At 61.9% G+C, this 20,583-nt stretch carries 20 protein-coding genes; 10 read left to right on the top strand and 10 right to left on the bottom strand.

The window, feature by feature from the left end; all coding sequences use genetic code 11:
• Positions 1-5 precede the first annotated feature (5 nt).
• Positions 6-1,010 (top strand): cytochrome d ubiquinol oxidase subunit II, encoded by a 1,005-nt coding sequence (locus tag D3242_RS31735; RefSeq protein WP_038650851.1) that lies wholly within the window; start codon positions 6-8, stop codon positions 1,008-1,010.
• 31 nt (positions 1,011-1,041) lie between these two features.
• Here D3242_RS31735 and D3242_RS31740 read toward each other — a convergent pair whose 3' ends face one another.
• Positions 1,042-3,630, bottom strand: a complete 2,589-nt coding sequence (locus D3242_RS31740) for an ATP-binding protein (RefSeq protein ID WP_064982317.1) — start codon at positions 3,628-3,630, stop codon at positions 1,042-1,044.
• Positions 3,631-3,874: 244 nt separating this feature from the next.
• Between D3242_RS31740 and D3242_RS31745 the strand changes: the two genes are divergently transcribed.
• Positions 3,875-4,147, top strand: a complete 273-nt coding sequence (locus tag D3242_RS31745; RefSeq protein WP_032932362.1) for a DUF4242 domain-containing protein — start codon at positions 3,875-3,877, stop codon at positions 4,145-4,147.
• A 341-nt stretch (positions 4,148-4,488) separates the two neighbouring features.
• Complete coding sequence (locus D3242_RS31755) at positions 4,489-4,989, top strand: hypothetical protein (RefSeq protein ID WP_064982259.1); 501 nt, start codon at positions 4,489-4,491, stop codon at positions 4,987-4,989.
• Positions 4,990-5,051: 62 nt separating this feature from the next.
• Here D3242_RS31755 and msrA read toward each other — a convergent pair whose 3' ends face one another.
• The 6 genes from msrA to D3242_RS31785 form a co-directional block, all read right to left on the bottom strand.
• A complete protein-coding gene (gene msrA, locus D3242_RS31760; RefSeq protein ID WP_081295972.1) occupies positions 5,052-5,780 on the bottom strand; it encodes a peptide-methionine (S)-S-oxide reductase MsrA in 729 nt (242 codons plus the stop codon).
• 211 nt (positions 5,781-5,991) lie between these two features.
• The gene (locus tag D3242_RS31765; protein WP_064982260.1) at positions 5,992-6,291 is read right to left on the bottom strand and encodes a hypothetical protein; all 300 of its coding nucleotides are present in this window, start codon (positions 6,289-6,291) and stop codon (positions 5,992-5,994) included.
• An 83-nt stretch (positions 6,292-6,374) separates the two neighbouring features.
• A complete protein-coding gene (locus D3242_RS31770) occupies positions 6,375-7,073 on the bottom strand; it encodes a DUF1223 domain-containing protein (protein ID WP_027047570.1) in 699 nt (232 codons plus the stop codon).
• A gap of 262 nt (positions 7,074-7,335) precedes the next feature.
• Complete coding sequence (locus D3242_RS31775) at positions 7,336-7,662, bottom strand: hypothetical protein (RefSeq protein ID WP_064982262.1); 327 nt, start codon at positions 7,660-7,662, stop codon at positions 7,336-7,338.
• Between the two features lie 263 nt (positions 7,663-7,925).
• Positions 7,926-8,297 carry an endonuclease domain-containing protein gene (locus D3242_RS31780; protein WP_064982264.1) on the bottom strand — a complete coding sequence of 124 codons (372 nt, stop codon included), beginning with the start codon at positions 8,295-8,297 and terminating at the stop codon, positions 7,926-7,928.
• A gap of 141 nt (positions 8,298-8,438) precedes the next feature.
• On the bottom strand, positions 8,439-9,566 hold the full coding sequence (locus D3242_RS31785; protein WP_038650872.1) for a TadE/TadG family type IV pilus assembly protein: 1,128 nt from the start codon (positions 9,564-9,566) through the stop codon (positions 8,439-8,441).
• Positions 9,567-9,763: 197 nt separating this feature from the next.
• Here D3242_RS31785 and lepA point away from each other — a divergent pair, with 197 nt between their 5' ends.
• The 5 genes from lepA to D3242_RS33765 all read left to right on the top strand — a co-directional run bounded on the left by lepA (position 9,764) and on the right by D3242_RS33765 (position 15,546).
• Positions 9,764-11,569 (top strand): translation elongation factor 4, encoded by a 1,806-nt coding sequence (lepA, locus tag D3242_RS31790; protein WP_027047572.1) that lies wholly within the window; start codon positions 9,764-9,766, stop codon positions 11,567-11,569.
• A 1,125-nt stretch (positions 11,570-12,694) separates the two neighbouring features.
• Positions 12,695-13,267 carry an Nmad2 family putative nucleotide modification protein gene (locus D3242_RS31800; protein ID WP_147377516.1) on the top strand — a complete coding sequence of 191 codons (573 nt, stop codon included), beginning with the start codon at positions 12,695-12,697 and terminating at the stop codon, positions 13,265-13,267.
• Between the two features lie 4 nt (positions 13,268-13,271).
• The gene (locus tag D3242_RS31805) at positions 13,272-14,351 is read left to right on the top strand and encodes an ImmA/IrrE family metallo-endopeptidase (RefSeq protein ID WP_147377517.1); all 1,080 of its coding nucleotides are present in this window, start codon (positions 13,272-13,274) and stop codon (positions 14,349-14,351) included.
• Positions 14,335-14,862, top strand: coding sequence for a PIN domain-containing protein (locus D3242_RS34535; RefSeq protein ID WP_120145569.1), 528 nt, complete (start codon positions 14,335-14,337; stop codon positions 14,860-14,862). The genes D3242_RS31805 and D3242_RS34535 overlap by 17 nt, the downstream gene beginning before the upstream one ends.
• 171 nt (positions 14,863-15,033) lie before the next feature.
• A complete protein-coding gene (locus tag D3242_RS33765) occupies positions 15,034-15,546 on the top strand; it encodes a hypothetical protein (protein WP_064982273.1) in 513 nt (170 codons plus the stop codon).
• Positions 15,547-15,889: 343 nt separating this feature from the next.
• Here the strand turns inward: D3242_RS33765 and D3242_RS31825 are convergent, their stop codons facing one another.
• Positions 15,890-17,530 carry an ABC transporter substrate-binding protein gene (locus D3242_RS31825; protein ID WP_064982274.1) on the bottom strand — a complete coding sequence of 547 codons (1,641 nt, stop codon included), beginning with the start codon at positions 17,528-17,530 and terminating at the stop codon, positions 15,890-15,892.
• A 357-nt stretch (positions 17,531-17,887) separates the two neighbouring features.
• The gene (gene secB, locus D3242_RS31830) at positions 17,888-18,388 is read right to left on the bottom strand and encodes a protein-export chaperone SecB (RefSeq protein ID WP_019862223.1); all 501 of its coding nucleotides are present in this window, start codon (positions 18,386-18,388) and stop codon (positions 17,888-17,890) included.
• A gap of 131 nt (positions 18,389-18,519) precedes the next feature.
• Between secB and D3242_RS31835 the strand changes: the two genes are divergently transcribed.
• Positions 18,520-19,068 (top strand): hypothetical protein, encoded by a 549-nt coding sequence (locus D3242_RS31835; protein WP_147377518.1) that lies wholly within the window; start codon positions 18,520-18,522, stop codon positions 19,066-19,068.
• Between the two features lie 33 nt (positions 19,069-19,101).
• On the opposite strand, the gene D3242_RS31840 is transcribed toward D3242_RS31835, so the two are convergent.
• Positions 19,102-19,599 (bottom strand): FxsA family protein, encoded by a 498-nt coding sequence (locus tag D3242_RS31840; protein ID WP_064982278.1) that lies wholly within the window; start codon positions 19,597-19,599, stop codon positions 19,102-19,104.
• Between the two features lie 207 nt (positions 19,600-19,806).
• Here D3242_RS31840 and D3242_RS31845 point away from each other — a divergent pair, with 207 nt between their 5' ends.
• Positions 19,807-20,514, top strand: a complete 708-nt coding sequence (locus tag D3242_RS31845) for a Tim44/TimA family putative adaptor protein (RefSeq protein ID WP_019862226.1) — start codon at positions 19,807-19,809, stop codon at positions 20,512-20,514.
• The last annotated feature ends 69 nt before the right edge of the window (positions 20,515-20,583 follow it).

Raw genomic sequence — 20,583 nt, forward strand, 5'->3', positions numbered from 1 at the left:
GAAAAATGACCTTCGACTGGCCCACCGCTCTCCCCCTCATCTTCGCCGGCCTGATGGGCCTCGCCATCCTGATCTATGTCATTCTCGACGGTTTCGACCTCGGCATCGGCATTCTGTTCGCCGTGGCCGAGGACGGCGAACAGGACACGATGATCGCGGCGATCGGTCCGTTCTGGGACGCCAACGAGACCTGGCTGGTGCTGGCCGTCGGCCTGCTGCTGGTGGCGTTCCCGATGGCGCATGGCGTCATCCTCAGCGCGCTCTACATTCCCGTCTTCGTGCTCTTGGTCGGGCTGATCCTGCGCGGCGTCGCCTTCGATTTTCGCGCCAAGGTGCCGAGCGGCAAGAAGCATCGCTGGAACCGCATTTTCTTCCTCGGCTCCGTCATCGCCTCGCTGGCGCAGGGCTATATGCTGGGCGTCTATGTGCTCGGCCTCGATGTCGGCCTGGGCGGCATGGCCTTCGGCGTGCTGGTGGCGTTCTGCCTGGCCGCCGCCTACGCGGCGATGGGTGCCGCCTGGGTGATCTACAAGACGGAAGGCGAGCTGCAGAAGAAGGCGGTGCGCTGGCTGCGCACCGCGCTGGTGCTGACGGCGCTCGGCATGGCGGCGGTGTCGCTGGCGACACCCTTCGCCAGCCCGCGCATCTTCGATAAATGGTTCGTCTGGCCGCAGATTCTCTATCTGTCGCCGCTGCCGATCCTGTCGGCGCTGTTGTTCCTGTGGCTGTGGCGGCAGACCTTCCATCTGCCGAAGCCCGACGACCGTCATGCGCTGACGCCGTTCCTGACGCTGGCCGCCATCTTCGCGCTCGGCTTTGCCGGCCTCGCCTGGTCGTTCTACCCGTTCGTGGTGCCCGATAGATTGACGATATGGCAGGCGGCGTCGGCGACCGAAAGCCTGGCCATCATCCTTGTCGGCACGGTGGTGGTGCTGCCGATCATCATCTTCTATTCCTTCTATGCCTACCGGGTGTTCGGCGGCAAGGCGACGGATCTGACCTACGATTGAGGGGCCGGCCGTTCAAACTGGCCTGCCGCCTTCAGATCAGCCCGCTGGCGCGCGCGGACGCGGACGCCTGGCCGCGTGAGACGGCATCCAGCTTGCCCAGCACCGCCGAGACGTGGTGATCGACCGTCTTGGGCGAAATGGCGAGATGCTCGGCTATGCGCTTGTTGGAGAGACCCCGCTCGATCAGCTGCAGCACTTCCATCTGGCGCTGGGTCAGGCCGGCGCTGTTGGCGCGCGTGGTGCGGCGCGGTCCGCGCGCGATGCCGATGACGCCGTTTCGCCGCATGATGTCGCGCACATGGCTCGCGACCGGCCGGGCGCCGAGCGCCTCAAGGATCTCCAGCGCCGCCCGCTGTGCCGCCTCGTCGCCCTGCGCCAGCGCCAGGGCGCGTTCGTAAGGCGCGTCGAGTTCCGCCCACGCCGCGGCCGCTCCCCGCCAGTCGCCGGCCAGCAGCATCCGGTAGGGCGCGGCCATGCCTGATGTGTCGCCCGCATCTGCATCGGGCGCCAGCATCTGCCGCCAGCTTGCCAGTTCGGCGAACACCGCCCGGGTCGGCGACATGCCCTCGGCAAGGCCGATCAGCCGCAGCGCCTCGTCCTTGTCCGCCTCCCCCAGCCAGGCCAGTTCGGCCATCACAGCCGCGTAGGGTAACAGCCGCTGCAGTTCGGCGCCCTTCTCCAGAAACCGCTTCATCTCCGCCAGGAGCGGCTCTGCCGAGGGGTCGCCGCGGCGGACCCTCAGCCGCGACAGCGCCACGAGCGCGGGATAGCGCACCAGCGCCGTCGCCCGGTCGTTGGCAATCACATCCAGCGCCTCGGCAGCCGCGTCATCCCAGCGTCCGTTGCGCACCAACAACTGGGCCCGCACGCCACGCATGTAATCGCGCCAGGTCGCCAGATCGTTCTCGACGCAATAGTCGATGCCGCGATCGAGGAAGGACTGGGCCTGGCTGTAGCCCAACTGGTTCATCTCGCCACAAGCGCAGTTGGTGAAGGCGCGCGCGGCATGTTCCTGAAAATTCTGCTCCAGCGCGATCTCGAGGCTGCGGGCAAGATGCAGCCTGCTGCTGCTCAGGTCCAGCCACTGCTCGGCGGCGCCGACATTGTTGAGAGCATGGCAAACGACTTCCGCCCTGTTCAACCGTTCGGCGAGTTCGATCGCCCTGGCGCCGAGCGACAAGGTCTCGTCCAGCCTTTCGGCCAGCATCGCAAGCTGCGAAAGGTTCGAATAGGCCATGGCGAGTTCGGCGCTGGCCGGAACGGTTTCCAGCAATGCGACCGCCTGGGCGCCGAACATGTCGGCTGCCTGTCGGTCCCCCAGAAGATAGGCGAAGCGCGACAGCCATCTGAGGCTGTCGCCTTCCTTCAGCCTGTTGCCAAGCGCCTGTTGCAGCACACGTGCCTGTTCCTGCGCCTTGATGGCCTCGTCTATGCGAGCGATCAAATGGCACTCGAACGCATATTGCTCGTAAAGGCCGGCGCGCTCGTCTTGAGGCAAGGTATCGGCCTGCCGCAGGGCAACCTCGTAGTAGCCGGCGGCGTCGCGATGGGCGCCGACACGCGAGGCCTCCCGCGCCGCAATCGGTGCGAACTCACGCACCGCCTGCAGATTGTGCGCCTCGACCGCGTGGTGGACGAGGCGCGCGGTGGCGACACCACCGTTCTCGAGCAGCGCCGACAGCGCACGCTGATTGAACAATCTCCTGGAACTGGTCGTCAGCATCATCTCGATGGCGCGGCGCGCGATCTCATGCCGGAAGGCGTAGCCGTCGCCGAGATCGTCGAGCAGGCCGTTCGACACGCATTCCGCGAGCTGGCCGGCAGCCGCGACGCCGCACAGACCCTGCAAGGCCCACGCGTCGGCGCGTCTGGGAAACACCGAAACTGCATCGAGCATCGAGCGGGCGCCGGCCGACAGCCGTTCGGCCCGTGCGACGACGGCGTCGCGCACGCTGGCGGGTGGCGTCATCTCATTGTCCGCGCACAAAAGCTCGGTGACGAAGAAGGCATTGCCCGCCGTCGCGCGGTAGATGGCATCGCCATCACGGCCGGCGGCATTGGCAAGCAACAGCACCGCCGCCTCGCTCAGCAGCGGCACATCGATGCGCACGACGTTGCCGGCGGGGATTTCGCCGAGCGCGCGGCGCACGCGCATCTGCCCCTCACTGCGGTCGGTGCGCGCCGTCAGGGCGAGCAGGATGTGGGTGTTGGCGATGCGGCGCCCGAGGAAGCGAACGAAATCCAGCGTCGCGTCATCGGCCCAGTGCAGGTCCTCGATGACCAGGAGCGTCGGCTGGCTCCTTGCCTCGAAGACTCCCAGCGCGTCGGAAAACAGGGGCAACCTCTGCCCCTGCCGCGCGTCGATCGCCTGCGGCATCGCCCATTGCGCCTCGCGGGCAAGATCGTAGAGCGGGCCGAGCGGATCGGGGATCGACAAATCCTCGCAGGCGCTGCGGAAGATGCGCGTGCCATCGGCAACTCCGCCAACGAAGGCCTCGACAAGCGCCGACTTGCCAGCGCCTGCCTCGCCCGACAGCGCCACCACGCGGCCGCGGCCATTCGCGGCCTCTGCGAGAAGTTCATCCAGCTGCGCCAGCTGTGTCTGCCGTTCCAGAAGCATCATCATACGCCCAGAAAGGATTGTGTTTCGGCGGTTCCCTGGACGTCCGCCAGAAGCGTCCGGGACCATCACCGACAATGTGACCCTCCACACATTTCGGTGCAACCTCACACATAACGTCGCCATTATAGGGAATCTTCCCACAAAACATAGGGAAAGGCTCCGATGCGCGTCCATGGCGAGCGTGGTCAATGTCCTGGCGCGCTCAAATCGAGCGTGAAACCATGGAAAAAGGAAAACCAATATGCCTCGCTATGTGGTTGAACGCACATTTCCCGATGGCCTCAGCGTGCCGATGAACGATGTCGGCGCCGAGGCGCTTGGCGGCGTGATCATGCGCAACGCCGAGAAGGGCGTGACCTGGGTGCAATCCTTCGTCTCGCCGGACAAGAAGCAGAGCTTCTGCATCTATGATGCGCCCTCGCCGGAAGCGATCCGCAGCACTGCCCAGAAAAACGCGCTTCCGGTCGACAAGATCACGGAGGTGCGGGTTCTTGACCCTTACTTTTACCGTTGATCGCGGCAATGCGCATCCAACTGCCCTTCGCGGCGATCGCGGCTTGCCTGACAACGCGTCCAGCGAGGTGTCGGCGGCTTCGAGACCGGTCGGACGAGACCCGTTACTGGGCCGGCTTTTCCGGTGGCTTGCCGCCTTGCTGTTCGCACCCTTGCGCCCGAGCCGGCGCGGATTGCCACCGCAGGACGATTATCTGAGACGCGACATCGGCTTGCCGGAGCTCGTGGAGCTACCGCAATACTGGGACTTCACCCGGTCGGACAGATGATGCGCCCAGCCCAGGCCCGTCTTCGCGGCGGGGGCGGCTGTCCCCGCGCGCAATCAACAAACCAGGAGAGAAAATGAACATTCATGTGTGGACCAGGCACCTCATCAACCTGTCGATCCTGTCGATCGCGGCAACGGCGGCGAATGCCAATGACACGGGTAGGCTGGATGAGAAGGTGCGGGCAGCCGACAGCCGTTTCGAGGATGTGGCGAAGGCCACCGCAGAAGGCTATGCGCCGATCCCTTGCGCCAGCGGCATCACTGGCGGCGCCATGGGCATTCACTATGTCAACGCTGCCTACCTGAAGGACGCCGCCGTCGACCTCGCTAAGCCGGAGGCCGTGATGTACGAGCCGATGGCAGACGGCAAGCTCAAGCTGGTGGCCGTCGAATACATCACCTCGAAAGGTCCGGCCTCCCTGGAAGGACAGCTGTTCAACTTCAACAGCGCGCCCAACCGGTATGGCCTGGGGCCTTTCTACGAGCTGCATGTCTGGGCCTGGAAGAAGAACCCGACAGGCACCTTCGCCGACATGAACCCTGATGTGTCATGCGACGCGATGAAGGCCATGTAACCGGCTGGATAGAAGGGGCGCGTATCCACCCTTGGAGGTAAGATGCGCGCCCCTTTTTGAATTCAATTGCTGGCCGACAGCACCAGCACCGGCTTGTCGCTGTACAGCGCCGGGAACAGCTGCTTCAGGTTCGCCACCTTGGGCAGGTCGTTGTAGACGATGTAGGGATAGGTCGGGTTCAGCGTCAGGAAATCCTGGTGGTAGTTCTCGGCCGGATAGAAGGTCTTGCCGGTCTCGATCGTGGTGACGATTCGTGCCGGATAGAGCTTGGCCTTGTCGAGCTGCTCGATATAGCTCTGCGCGATCTTCTTTTGCGTGTCGTTCTCGGCGAAGATCGTCGAGCGGTACTGGGTGCCGGAATCCGGTCCCTGGAAGTTCAGCTGCGTCGGATTGTGGGCGACCGAGAAATAGACCTGCAGCAGCTGGCCGTAGGTCACCTTCGAGGGGTCGTAGGTGATCTCGACGGATTCGGCATGGCCGGTGCGGCCGGTGCCGACGGTCTCGTAGACGGCGTCATCCTTGGCGCCGCCGGTATAGCCGGACACGGCCTTGCTGACGCCCTTGACGTGCTGGAACACGCCCTGCACGCCCCAGAAGCAGCCGCCGGCGAAGATCGCCGTCTCGCTGCCCGGGGCAGCCTTCTCGTCCATTGCCGGCGGCGGGATCACCACCGCGTCCTCGGCCGAGCGCGCCGGGGTCTGCCATAAGGCGGCCGCCGCCACCGCGGCAAAACCGAGCACGGCCAGCGCGCCGCGGGTAAAGAACGGCCGTGTCTTTTCGATACCGGTCATGTTCTGATCTCCTGTTGTTGTTCCAATATATACGACGCAAGCCGCCAAGAGGTCTCAATTTGCCGTGCGGGCGGCTCCTGTCGCCGGCACTCCCCCTCATCCGGCCCTTCGGGCCACCTTCTCCCCGAGGGGGAGAAGAAAAGTTGGCGCCGCTCGTCCCGGAACGGTCAGGCGAGCGAAGCGGAGGCTGGGTGAGGGGCAGCCGACCTGCTTACTGCGCTGGCTTCATCGCGTCGGTGGCCGGCTTCATCGCATCCGCCGCCGGCTTCATGGCGTCCGCTGCGGGCTTCATCGCATTGGTGGCCATCGGGTCGGCCGGCTTCATCGCGTCGGTCGCGGGCTTCATGGCATCCGCCGGCTTCATGGCATCCGTCGCCGGCTTCATGGCGTCGGTGGCCATCGCATTGGCGGGCTTCATGGCGTTGGTCGCGTCGTCGGCACGGGCGCCGGCGACGAAAACGGCGGCCGAGAGCACGAAGGCGAGCGCCGGCAGGGTCAGGTACTTGGTCATGGATGTCTCCTTGGGTTTTGGCGCGCAAGCGGGCCGGGTGATGCGTTGCCGCTGCATGCGGCCCCGCGCGAAGAGAAAGAAAATCAGTTGGTGGCGGCGGCCAGGATCGGTCCGCCGCCCGGCGATTGCACCAGCACGGCGGTGCTCAAGCCACCGGGCGCGGCCGGCAGCGCATAGGCGGTGGCGCCGCCGGTCCAGCTGCCGAGTTTTTCCAGCGCATGCACGACATTGGCATGCGGCAGCGTGCGCCCGGTGTTTTCGCCGCGCGCCACCGGCACCTGCACGACGCCCTTGGCATAGCGTACCAGCCACACATCGGCCTTGCCGCCCGGTGCGGCACCGGCGCCGATCGTCACCTTGCCGCCCTCGAGCGACAGCGAGGGGCCGCCGGTCTTGCCGGTCGCGGAAATCAGATGCTCGATCTCGCCCGGTGCGGCGCCGACGACATCGGCATGGCCGTTGACCACCACTTGCGGCGTGAATGGCCCGTCATGGCCGAGCGGCGGCTCGTAGGAAACCTGGCGCTGGGTGAACTCCTGTTTTCCAAAAGTGTCCTTCCAGCCGAGATAATCCCAGTAGGTGACGTTGAAGGACAGCGCCAGCACGCCTGGCTGGTCCTTGACCTTGATCAGATTGGCATTGGCCGGCGGGCAGGACGAGCAGCCCTGGCTGGTGAACAGCTCGACGACGCTGAGCGGCTGCGCGGCGGCGGCACCGAGCGAGGCTGCGAGCGCCAACGCCCCCAGGCTGGACAGGGCAATGAACTTTGAGGATCTCGGCATAGGGCGGGCTCCGTGGGGGCGCTGAGATGCGCCGGTCATTCCCCCATTTCGCTGCCATCTGCCGCTTCGTTACAGCGCTCACCGGTTTGTGATTGGAGCGCCTCTTCCTTCTCCCCCTTGCGGGAGAAGGTGGCCTCGCGAAGCGAGGTCGGATGAGGGGTGCTCCAGCGGAGTGAGGCGTTGGCGTTCCCTGGAACACCCCTCATCCGTCGCCTTCGGCGACACCTTCTCCCACAAGGGGAGAAGGGGGAGCTACTACCGCCTACGCAAGCGGCCCGAAACGCCACAGCGAGGTGTAGTGCATGATCGGCCGCTCGAACCTTGCGCCTTCGGCGACAAAACGCTTTCCCGCATCCAGCATGGGCTGGAACGTATCGAGTTGCCTGGCGTGCTCCAGCGTGTCCCACCTACTCGTGTTGATCAGCGACGATGTCGCCTCGTCGGCGCCGGCGTAGAAGACGAGCAGCCCCGGCAGGGCCTCGATGCCGGGCCGAAGCTCTGCTTCGGCGTCCACCATCATCTCTCGCAACGACGCGAACTTCGCTGCATCGCAGCGCAGGATGGACACACGCAGCACGGAATCAGGCATCGGGTTCTTCTCCAGGAGTTGACGTGCCCCAGGCTAGGCCCCGCCGACCCTGTCCGCCAATACCGTGCCAATCAAGATTGAGTGCGCATTGAGCCTGGTCTTCCCTTCTCCCCTTGTGGGAGAAGGTGGCCTCGCGAAGCGAGGTCGGATGAGGGGTGTTCCAGGGAATGCCGACGTCTCACTCCGCTGGAACACCCCTCATCCGTCTCGCCGCTACGCGGCGATCCACCTTCTCCCGCAAGGGGAGAAGGAAAGGCGCGCCATCACCGCCAGGGCTGCAGACTGGTGTCCCTTACATAGGCGATGATCGTGTCGCAGACGGCGTTGAGGTCTTTCAGGACATCGTCATTCCAGAAACGCAGAACCCGAAAGCCCTTGGCCTCGAGTTCGGTCTTGCGGATCTGGTCCGTGTCCGACTCCGCATGCTGGCTGCCGTCGATCTCGATGATCAGTCGAGCTTCGGGACAAACGAAATCGGCGACGTATCTTCCGATAGGCGCCTGGCGCCGGAATTTTATCCGGTCGAGCCTGCGGTCGCGCAGCTCCTGCCAGAGCTTGCCTTCCGCTTCCGTCATCTCGCGCCGGAGCGAGCGAGCAAATCTACGTTTGGCTGAGGTGACGGGTTGATGCGGCATGGCGCCAGATTAGCCAGACCCAGCGCTCCGTCCAACCATCTGTCTCGCCGCTGCGCGGCGATCCACCGCCCGAGGCCGAGTCACTGGCCTCGCCCGCCCTTCCTTCTCCCACAAGAGGAGAAGGAAGATCAGCAGCGCCCCTTACTGCGTCAGCGCCGTCAGCGACGGGCGCTGGTTGAAGTCGCACTTGCCGGAGATGTTGTAGACGAAGTCGGCATTGGTATAATCCGCGGGAAGGGTGGTGCCGCCGTCTTCCCAGGCCTGGTAGCTGGTCTGCGAGCAAGGCACGACGCTGAAGATGTCGATGAGCTTGCCCGCGGCGACCTCGGTCAAGGGCGTGGGTGTGGTGCCCAGATAGAGGTGGTCGGAGGTGGTGGCGTCGTTCGATTTGAACGTTGCCTTGTTGCCGGTCGTGACATCCATCTGCAGGTAAAGCTGGCCCATCTGGCTGACGTCGACGGCGGCGCCGGCACCGGTGGCCGGCACGTTGGTGGTGACGCATGTGGTCTGGAAATACACCGTCTTGCCGCTGTTGCTGTCGTACTGCCCGGCGCTCAGGATCGCACCCGACGGCGGGCTGGTGAAAGCGGCCGTCGCACCGATGGTCGAGCATGTCTGCGTCTGGACTATCGTCGATGTCGAACCATTGACAAGCGAGATCGTCGTCGTGCCGTAACCCTTCGGTTCCGTCATGGAATAGGACTTGCCGTTCACCTTGTATGAATAGGTGTAGGGCGAGTAGACATAGCTGGCGGTCATCAGCTTTTGCGACGTCGTCGCGCTGAAGGCCGTGCCGTAAAGCGTCATGATCTTGTTCCAGTAGCCCGACACCTTGTCGATCTTGAACGTCGCCTGCACCAGGCCGGGCGCCTTGTTGACACCCGAGGCGACGGCGACCGGCACGGTGTTGATCCGGGCGATGGTCATGAAATTGGTCGGCATGGCAAAGCTGGCCGAGGTCTGCGCGGTGACGGTGCCGTCGGCGGCAACGTTGAAGCTCACCAGCGTCGTGGTGCCCTGGCCGTTGTTGGCGGTGAAATTGTCCTGCAGCGCTTGCTGGCGGACCGGCTGCGTCGTGCTCGGCGGCAGCGTGGTGATGGCCAGCGTCGCGGCATCCAGCGCTTCCTGCATGTTGGAGCGGGTCTCGACGGCATTGGTATAGTCGACGGAGAAGCCGACGGCGGTGATCAAGGGCACCAGGCTCAGGAAAAACAGCGGCATCATCGAGCCGCTGCGCGAACGGGCGAACCCGCCTGCAATTTTCAGCATTTTTTTACCCCGCGGATATTAGTGATGCCGCATATACCACGCGGCAGCAAACCAAGGTCTAACGCGATCGATCAAAGTTTAAGCATCCGCGGCCGCCGGGACCGGCATTTGGCGCGGCTCACCGCTTTGTGATCGAAGGCGCCGCCCTTGCGCCGCAAGCCTTGCCGCCGCAAGCCACCCCTGCTAAAGCGCGCGACATGAGCACGCCCCTCGACCACATCCGCAATTTCTCCATCGTCGCCCATATCGACCATGGCAAATCCACGCTCGCCGACCGCCTGATCCAGTCCACCGGCGGTCTGGAGCTGCGCGACATGAAGGAGCAGGTGCTGGACTCGATGGACATCGAGCGCGAGCGCGGCATCACCATCAAGGCGCAGACCGTGCGGCTGAAATACCGCGCCAACAATGGCGAGGACTATATCCTCAACCTCATCGACACGCCCGGACATGTCGACTTCGCCTATGAAGTGTCGCGTTCGCTGGCCGCCTGCGAGGGCTCGCTGCTGGTGGTCGACGCCTCGCAGGGCGTCGAGGCGCAGACGCTCGCCAATGTCTACCAGGCCATCGACAACAACCACGAGATCGTCGTGGTGCTGAACAAGGTCGACCTGCCGGCCGCCGAGCCCGAGCGCATCCGCGAGCAGGTCGAGGAGGTGATCGGCATCGACGCTTCCGGCGCCGTGCTGATCTCGGCCAAGACGGGCCTTGGCATTCCGGATGTCTTGGAAGCCATCGTCCACCAATTGCCGCCGCCGCGCGAGGGCGATGCGACAGCACCCTTGAAGGCCATGCTGGTCGACAGCTGGTACGACGCCTATCTCGGCGTCATCGTGCTGGTGCGCATCATCGACGGCGTGCTGAAGAAGGGCCAGACCATCCGCATGATGGGCACCGGCGCCAAATACCTGGTCGAGCGCACCGGCGTGTTCACGCCCGCCCGCATCAATGTCGAAGAGCTTGGCCCCGGCGAGTTCGGTTTCTTCACCGGCTCGATCAAGGAAGTGGCCGACACCCGCGTCGGCGACACCATCACCGAGGACAAGCGCCCGACCGCGCAGGCCCTGCCCGGCTTCAAGCCGGCGCAGCCGGTGGTGTTCTGCGGCCTGTTCCCGGTCGACGCCGCCGATTTCGAGGATCTGCGCGCCGCCGTCGGCAAATTGCGCCTCAACGACGCCTCCTTCTCCTATGAAATGGAAACCTCCGCCGCGCTCGGCTTCGGCTATCGCTGCGGCTTCCTCGGCCTGTTGCACCTCGAAATCATCCAGGAGCGGCTGGAGCGCGAGTTCAACCTCGACCTGATCGCCACCGCGCCGAGCGTCGTCTACAGGCTGCTGCTCAATGACGGCTCGGTGAAGGAGTTGCACAACCCGGCCGACATGCCCGACGTGGTGAAGATCTCGGCCATCGAGGAGCCGTGGATCCGCGCCACCATCCTCACCCCCGACGACTATCTCGGCGGCATATTGAAACTCTGCCAGGACCGGCGCGGCATCCAGGCCGACCTCTCCTATGTCGGCAAGCGCGCCATGCTGACCTACGACCTGCCGCTCAACGAAGTCGTCTTCGACTTCTATGACCGGCTGAAGTCGATCTCCAAGGGCTACGCCTCGTTCGACTATCATCTCACCGACTACCGCGAGGGCGACCTGGTGAAGATGTCGATCCTGGTGAATGAGGAGCCGGTCGACGCGCTCTCCATGCTGGTCCACCGCACGGCGGCGGAAAAGCGCGGAAGGCAGATGTGCGAGAAGCTGAAGGAGCTGATCCCGCACCATCTGTTCAAGATCCCGATCCAGGCCGCGATCGGCGGCAAGGTCATCGCCCGCGAAACCATCTCGGCGCTGCGCAAGGACGTGACCGCCAAGTGCTACGGCGGCGACGTCTCGCGCAAGCGCAAGCTGCTGGACAAGCAGAAAGAAGGCAAGAAGCGGATGCGCCAGTTCGGCAAGGTGGATATTCCCCAGGAGGCGTTTATCCAGGCGCTGAAGATGGGCGATTGAGCGGTCCGGCCTCCGGCCGGACGCATCGACCCGGTGGGTCGATGCGAGCGCAAGTCCGGGTGGGAGCTGCCGGAGGCAGCGGGTCCCACCCCGGGGGTTGCGGCAGTGCGGTGAGCCTCTGGCTATCGCACTCAGCCTTCCCCAGAGATGCTTACTTTTGAGCTAGCTTCCAACTGTCCATTAGCAACTTGACGGTAGCCGGCATTGGATTTGCGATGATAGGGCTCGTCGACTGCGCTATATGTGCGCACGTAGCGCATCTGTGAGTAGTGGATGGGACGCGGGCTTGGATGCCTTCGTCGCACACTTGGTTCCCACATTCCTTGCAGGTAATAGATCTAGTAGCTGCGCGAAGTCGATGGACCTCACGTTGTGCCATCCAAAGTCGGGCGGCTTTGACATCGACCTTGATCGCTCCAAGCGTCACGGAATCAAAAGTGTCGTCCCGTAGCATAGTTCCATCACTCGCGTACCAATGTACGTGGAGTCCTTCCTCTTCCGGCTTTTGAGCGTTCCAAATTATCGCTTGATTAGATCCCCAAATATCTATCCCGCCGGGAAACTTATCCCACGATAGCGACAACGGGCGATTGGGCGAGATAACAGCTGGTTCGATCCGGCTTGAATACCTCTCCCGCAAAGTTATCAACGGATTGGCCACAGCCTCCTCGACGGTCGTGTTGACAGTTGAACAGGAAGGACATGTGTGACTCGTTGATGGATAGGCGGCAAACTGGCGTCCGAGAAAAATGTCGCTCGCACAATTGATGCAAATGACATGCCGCATATTTACGCCGAGTATCTGAGAGATCATAAATCCCACAGCGGCATCTTGATCGATCTGTATATCTCTCCCCCAAGTGCAGTCCCTGAAGGTGACTTCATCAAAGCTCTGATCGATATCTTTTTCAGCTACCGGCAATTTGCGTGCGTGAATGTGTATCCCGGCCTCTTCATTGGGCCTATGCGCGGTCATAAAAATAGGTTCGACACCACCCCAGATCGCAATGCCAGCGGGGTACTCTTGTGGGTCCAGTAGCAGATGGCTCATCAAGCTGACGCTTTTTGCTTCAATAGACAGAATACAGATCATAGCTTAACATGAGATTTTCAAGAGGATAGCGGATGAGCGGCTACGTCTACATCACTGGCCAAGGCGCCGATCCAGGTGCGGGTCGATTTCTAAAAGATCCAATGTTTGGTCCGGTACCTACATTGGGAGCTTGTATGCCAAATATTCGCAGAGCTGTGTCTGTAGGCGATTGGATATTTGTCGTTAGCGGGAAGATTGAAAGATTTCAGCAGTACATCATAGGCGGGATGCAGGTGGCCGAAAAAATAAGTGCGTTAGAAGCTCACGCGAGGTTTCCAGAGAACCGATTGTCCTTGACGGCGGAAGGGCTCCTGGTCGGAAACGTTGTGGTTTCGAAGGATGGCGACAAACACCCCTTAGACACCCACCCGAAAGATGGGTTTGATCGCCGCGTCGAAAATTTCATCGTAGGCGGCAAATCAATAAACTTGGAGACCCCGGAACAGGTTCAACGCAGTCGAAATGAAACTTTGCCCATCTTGCAGCGAGTCGTTGGCAAGGCCGGAAATAGGCCAATTGACGTGATTGGGCGTATGTCCAAAATAGGGGAATTAGAGGTCGATACCATGCTTGCATGGCTGAGCGATATCAAGTCGGGAAAGTGATCAAGTGAGAAGCAAAATTTCTCGCTTGGAACCCCGATTCCCGACTATCTCCAAGCGAACCGGAATCGCGGTAGACCGGCTGCGTTCCATATCGCAGGGATCAAACCCCAATCTTAGCGAACTGCTCGCTTTGGGGAAATACCTGCGCATTCCCGTTGATGCGCTCGGTGACTTCGATGACAGCACTGGCGTGGCAGACATGCGTCTTCGATCGTCCAGCCATCCAGACATGTTCTACTCGTCCGAAATGCGGGTGCGATTGGTCACGGACTTCCTGACCAATGAAGCCGGACCAGACAACCGGAATATTCAAATCGAGATGAAGGCAACGACCGACAATTTGAGGTCGATTGATGATACGTCGCTCGTGGTGAGAAGACTATTCCATCTCGAACAAGAGATAGATCCCATACGCGACATTTCTAGGGCTATTAGTGATTCGGGGTTAGCGCATGTAATTAAGCTCAGAGGCCTCGGTGTAGATGGGGCCTGCGTTAGCGTCAACAATGTGAATCTAATATTTGTATCCGCTCAGTATATTCCAAGAATGAGGTTCACCGTAGCCCACGAACTGGCGCATATCATTTTTGGGCATTGCCGTAGTAGGCCGATAATCGACGAAAACATATTTGAGGATGAAGCGGGTATGGCCGACGATGAGAAGTTAGCTAACGCCTTCGCCTCGTGCCTGCTGATGCCAGTGTTTGGTATTACGAGATTCATCAGCGCATTTAAGTCGCTATTTGAGCAAAAGGACGACTCCATATCGTCAGTAGAGATTGCCTACATCGCCCGCTTTTTCGGAGTCAGCTTTGAGGCGGCGGGAAATAGACTGGAGCAGACTCGGATCATAGATAGGGGCGTCACGGCTCGTCTTTTGACTGAAATTAGGAAAAGTTTTGAGAGCGCAGAATCTTATATGCGCACCCTTCCTGCCAAAGATAATTATGATGAAATTCCCGTCCTGTCTCCGGCTTTGAAATTATTCGTAAAATCCAGAATTGAAGATGGGGTATATTCTGTTAGCCGCGTAGCAAATATATTTGGATATACGGTGAACGAAGTATATGAATTTATCCGATAGCGTACGATTTGATACCTGTAGCTGGATTAATCTCGTTAACTGCGGGCTTCTTGAGACAGTACTCGAGTTTTTGAAGGGACAGAAGGCAATCGTTGGCGCTGTTCAGATTGAGATGAACGGCCTCTATCGAGAGCTGTTCGATGCTCTTCAATCTGCCAGTCGGTGCGGTTTGTGCGATAGTGAAGTGGATCCTGAAGAGCTTCAGGAGTTTGTCCGAGCCGAGAACATCGGCCAGGGGGAGGCGCACTCGATACTCGCATGTCGGAATCAAGATATCTGCTTTGTATGCGATGACCGCCGAGCAAGGCAGGTGGCGGAGAGGGTTATCGGGAAAGATAAAGTCATTGGTTCGATAGGAATATTGTGCAGTCTGTTGGCGACGGGAGTCCTTAACATTGAAGAAACACTTAGATGCCTCGATGAAATGATGAAGTCAGGTGGATTCTTGCCAACTATGGACGAGGATTACTGGCGGAGGTGCGAAGCTGGGGAGGCTAGACTCAAACAATGAGCGTTGGTTAGAGAACTACAGATATTTGGGTAGCGCCAACCCCGGAAGCGTACAGCGCAGGTCCGATGTGGCGTTGCAGTAGTCAAGCTAGCTTGCATCAACGCTCTTAGCCGACCCTTTGAGAAGTCACCCCCTTGAAGTATCCTCAACCCGGCTCGGGGGACACACCACGTGCGCACCACATCAGACACCATCGCCTCTCTCGGCCTCGCCATCGGTGGCGCCTTTGGCCTTGCCGGCACCTTCGTCGCCAGCGCGCCGCTGCGTGAAACGCTCTGGACGATCGACGGCGTGGCACTGGTCGTCGCCACCGCGCTGCTCACCATGAAATACCAGCGGCTGGGCCATGATTGCGTCGCTGCGGGCTTCCTGACCTTCCTGGCCGGCGAGAGCCTGCTGTTGGCGGGCAATGCGGCGGGACTGGAGGCCAGCGTGCCTTCTTATGTCGGCGGCATTTCGCTTTGGGCGGCAGGGCTGGTCATGGTCAGCGCACCGAAGACTTTTGCGCTGTGGATGCGGCTCACGGCGCTCGTCGCCGCCGTGCTGTTTGTCGTCTCGGCTTGCATGATCCTGTGGCGCGCGCCCTTGCTGCCGACCTCGTCGCCGCTGCCGGCGGCAGGCTATCCGTTCCTGGTGCTGACTTTTATCGGGTGGATCTGGACGTTGGTGAGGGAGGGGCGGTGAGGGGAGCGCGCCTTCCTTCTCCCCTTGTGGGAGAAGGTGGATCGGCGCGCCAGCGCCGAGACGGATGAGGGGTGTTTCAGCTTGGCGATACCGTCGAAAGTTACGGACTCAAAGCCTTAAATAGCAAAGCCTCACTCCGTCACGCACCCCTCATCTGTCTTGCCGCTTCGCGGCAATCCACCTTCTCCCGCAAGGGGAGAAGGGAAGACCAGCGCCCGCGCCCCCGGCCCTTCGCAGGCTCAGGGCGTTCGAGGCTCGGAAAGCCAAGCAATTGGCTTTCCGTCCGCTGACGCGGACCGCCCCTCACCCCACAAGGGGAGAAGGGAAGACCAGCGTCGGGGCCTCAGCTTTCAATCCACACCTTCTCGAAATGCTGCTCCAGCGCCTGGTGCTGTTCGCAGCCCTCCACGCCCTTGCGATAGGTCCGGTAGACCGAGCGCCAGTAGGGTTGGATGATGATGCCGGAATCGCGCAGGTTCTTTTCGATGCCGGCCATGATCTCCTTGCGCGCCTTGGCGTCGGGGGTGGCGAGCGCCTTGTCGAGCAGGTCGTCGAATTCCTTGCTGGCATAGGCGCTTTCGTTCCAGGCGGCGCCTGATTTGTACGCCAGCGCCAGCACCTGGACGCCGAGCGGGCGGCCGAGCCATTCGGTGCAGGAGAAGGGGTATTTGCTCCAGTCGTTCCAGAAGGTGGCGGCGGGCAGCACGGTGCGCTTGATCTTGAGGCCGGCCTCGCGCATCTGCGCTGATATCGCGTCGCCGGTGCTCTTCTGCCATTCGACGTCGACCGAGATCAGCTCATATTCATGGTCCGGCTTGGCGGAGGCGGCGAGCAGCTTCTCGGCCTCCGCCACATCGCGCTTGGCCGGGCCGATATCGGCATATTCGGGGTGCATGGGGCCGACATGGTGGTTGTCGGCGGGCTTGCCGCGGCCGCCGAGGCCGAGCGCCAGCACGGCCGAATTGTCGACGGCGAGTTGCGCGGCGCGGCGGACCTTGATGTCGTCATAGGGCGCGTTGCCGATGTTGAAGCGGGCGACGATGGTCGAGCCGGTGGCGATCTCGGAATTCTTCAGCCCCATCTTGTCGGTCTGCGCGACGGCGTCGGAGGCGGTTTCGTGGTCGGTATCGATCTCGCCGGATTCGAAGGCCGACAGCATGGCGTTGGGGTCGGAGCCGTAGTCGATCCACTGGATGCCATCCAGATAGAACTCGCCCTTCCACCACGGCTTGTCCTTGCGCTTGACCTCCGCCCCCGTCTCGGCGTCCCATTTCACCAGTTCGCAGGGGCCGGTGGTGATGGCGAGCGCCTTCATCGGATCACCGTCGCCCTCATAGGAGCGGTGCATGATCAGCGCTGGATAGTCGGCCATGCCGGCGATCAGCGAAATGTCGGGCTTCGGCAGGTTGAGCTTGATCGTGTGGTCGTCGACCTTCTCGATGCCGCCATCGACCACCTTCTTGGTGTCGGCATTGACCAGCGCGCCCATGCGCGCGGCGACCGAATTGCCGGCCACCCCGGCCTCGCACCAGCGGGTGAGGTTGTGGACGACATCGTCGGCGTTGAAGGCGTCGCCGTTCGACCAGGAAATGCCCTTGCGCACATGCAGCGTCAGCGTCTTGGCGTCGTCGCTCATCTCCCATTTTTCGAGCAGCCAGGGCTCGAACGAGAAATCGGTGTTCCAGCGCACCAGATATTCGTTGCAGTGGCGGGCGACATTGGACATTTCGACGCCGTCGAAGGTGCGCGGGTCCTTGAAACCCTTGACGTTCATGGCGACGCGCAAGGTGCCGCCCTTCTTCGGTTCGGCGGCGCGGGCCGGCGTCGCGGCGAGGCCGCCGAGCGCAAACGCGCCGGCGGCGCTGACGCCGAGGCCGGCCATCAGCGCCAGATATTCGCGGCGGCTGATGCCGCCGGTTTTGAAATCCTCGGCGACGGGCTTGGCCTGCGGATGCAATTTGCGGTCGGTCAGCATGAATCTCATCGTCGTTCCCTTTGTCGTTGGTGCAGGCCGCCCAAAAGCGCTGGGGTTTTGGGGCTTGCACGGAAGCAGGCTCGTCCCGGCGGATCGCCGACGCGGAACGGCTACGACCGCCGGGACGCCTTTGCCTGAGGCGGCGATGATAGGGCGGGGTGACGTAGCGGAGTGTTCTGGAATCCGCAGGAGTTGTGCGCTGCTCCGCAGGGTGAGTGCCGGTCCACGAAGTGAATTCGTCGTGCCTGGGGCACGATGAAAGGCAGCAAACGCCGGGACGCCGCGAAGCAGCGGGACCCGGCCGGCCGTGGCCAACAAAAAAGCCCGGCGCGAGGCCGGGCTTTTCAGAAACGAGGAGGATAAACCTCAGCTCACCTGGACCTTCGACGCGGCCTGGTCCTCGGCGATCTTCTGCTGGAACATCTGCGCGAAGTCGATCGGGTCGAGCATCAGCGGCGGGAAGCCGCCATTGCGGGTGGCCTCGGCGATGATCTGGCGGGCGAAGGGGAACAAAAGCCGCGGGCATTCGATGAACAGGATCGGCAGCATGTGCTCCTGCGGGAAGCCCGAAATGGCGAAGACGCCGCCATAGACCAGCTCGACATTGAACAGCACTTCCTGGTCGAAGGAGGCCTTGGCGTTCAGCGTCAGATTGACGTCGAACTGCTTGTCGGAAAGCGGATTGGCGTTGACATTGACGTTGATGGCGATGCCGGGCGCCTTGTCGCGGCCGCGCAGCGAGTTCGGCGCGCCGGGGCTTTCGAAGGACAGGTCCTTCACATACTGGGCGAGCACGTTGAGCGACGGCTGCGCCGCGTTCCCGTTGCCGTTGGCTGCGCCGGTCGGCGCGTCATCATTGCTGGCCATGAGCCTTATATCCTTTTCCCCTGGGCAGCCTTGCTGACCGAATTGAAATCGGGCGTTCGCTACCATGGTCGGCATGACAAGACAAGGTTTGCCGCCTTGTGGTAGTGGCCGCGTCCGTTTGGAGTGTTATCGTGCGCGTCGCAGAGGACCCAGCAGCGGTCAGAGTCATAGAATCCACTTTCGATACGCGCAAAGACAGTTTGATTATGATCACACCCGAACTATTGACGGCCAGGCTGCGGTCGGTACCCGAGGCGAAGCTCATTTTCGACAAGATGGCGGAGTTGCCGCTCTGGGATGCAGCATACATCGCCTTACGGAATGAGTTTCTGCTCAATATGATCGAGTTCGACGCTGGACTCCGCAACGCCGCTTTCGTTGAGGATCCCGCTGTGCAGCCCAAGCCGTTTATCGGCCCGCGCCGTACCATATTGAGATTTGATCCGCGTGAAATGATGATCCTGCGCTTGAAGGCGGTCCACCCCGACGCAACCGACACCCGGCTCCTGGAAGCCATTGAGGCAGCTCGCAAATTAACAAGCCAAAAAGCATGGGCGCTGATGATGGATGCGGATTTCTCTAGAGCAGGCTCAGCAGCCGCTTTGCAGCAGGAATGGCCTGGTTTCGAACAGAAGACCTATGAGTTGGCCTATCATGATTTCCGGGTGGCGAACCGATGATGGTCAGAGGTCTGCTTTTAGGAGGGCGGTAACCTAATCGTCCTTCAGCCGCCGCCACGGCGAATTGTGATCCGGGCCGCGCTTGAAATCGTCCTCGCGCGAATAGTCGCCGTCGTCGAGGTCGATGACCCTGTCGCGCGACCGGCGAAAACCGCCGGCCGAGAAATCGGTGGCGACGACGATGCGGCCCTTGAACCGGCGCCAGGCAAGGTCGCGCACCGGCGGCAGGAACAGGAGCAGGCCGATGATGTCGGTGATGAAACCGGGGATGATCAGCAGGATCGCGGCGACCACGATCATGGCGCCGTGGGCGAGATGGCGGCTGGGATCATGGCCGGCGTCCATCTCGGCGCGTACCCGCGCCATGACGCCGAAACCCTGGTGGCGGAGCAGAAGCACGCCGGCGATGCTGGAGGCCAGCACCAGGCCGACCGTCGCCAGCGCGCCGATCTCACGGCCGACGATGACGAAACCGGCGATTTCCATGAGCGGAAGGGCGAGAAGAAAAAGGGGAAGCAGCGAAATGCGCAAGTCTTGCCAACCTTGTTGGTCGTTTCGATTGTTTTGGCCCCTGGCGGCCAATCGCCGCTGGCACTGAGGCTGTTAGATAGGTATGCCTGCCTTTAATTTGAATGATTGCACCTTGCGTTCTATATGCTTTGAATGTTGAACGCTATGCGACCGCGGCCTGTTGGCCGGATGGTCCGGCCTAGAGGCAGGGATTGATTGGCGGAAGATATGGGCTTCTTCGACTTCGGCACGATTTTCTTCCTGATCGCGGCGGTGGTGATCTTCTTCCAGCTGCGCAACGTGCTGGGCCGTCGGACCGGTAGCGAGCGGCCGCCCTTCGACCCCTACTCGGCGGCGCGCACCGACAAGGACGCCACGCAGAAGCCCGAAAATGTCGTTTCGCTGCCGCGCAAGCGCCTGCCCGGCGAGCCGGCGCCGGCCGACGCCTATACGGCGATCGACGCCTTCGCCAAGCCCGACACCGACCTCAACAAGGGCCTGCGCGCGATCAAGGACAATGACCCGTCCTTCGACCCGAAGGGTTTCATCGACGGCGCCAAGATGGCCTATGAGATGATCGTCATGGCCTATGCCGATGGCGACCGCAAAACGCTGAAGAACCTGTTGTCGCGCGAGGTGTTCGACGGTTTCGTCGCCGCAATCGGCGAGCGCGAGGCCAAGTCGGAAAAGATCCAGTCCTCCTTCGTCGGCATCGACAAGGCCGATATCGTCTCGGCCGAGATGAAGGGCGGCGAGGCGCATGTGACGCTGCGCATCATCAGCGAGCTGATTTCGGCGACGCGCGACAAGGCCGGCACGGTGATCGACGGCGATCCGGAAACCGTGGCCGAGGTCAAGGATGTCTGGACCTTCGCCCGCGACACGCGCTCGCGCGATCCGAACTGGAAGCTCGTCGCCACCGAAGAAGAAGACTGAGCCCCGATGCATGTCGCCCAAAGGTGCGAAGCGGTTTTGGGACAACGACTTGCAGCAAAATCAAGACTC

The sequence above is a fragment of the Mesorhizobium jarvisii genome, assembly GCF_003601985.1.
Lineage (GTDB): Bacteria > Pseudomonadota > Alphaproteobacteria > Rhizobiales > Rhizobiaceae > Mesorhizobium > Mesorhizobium jarvisii.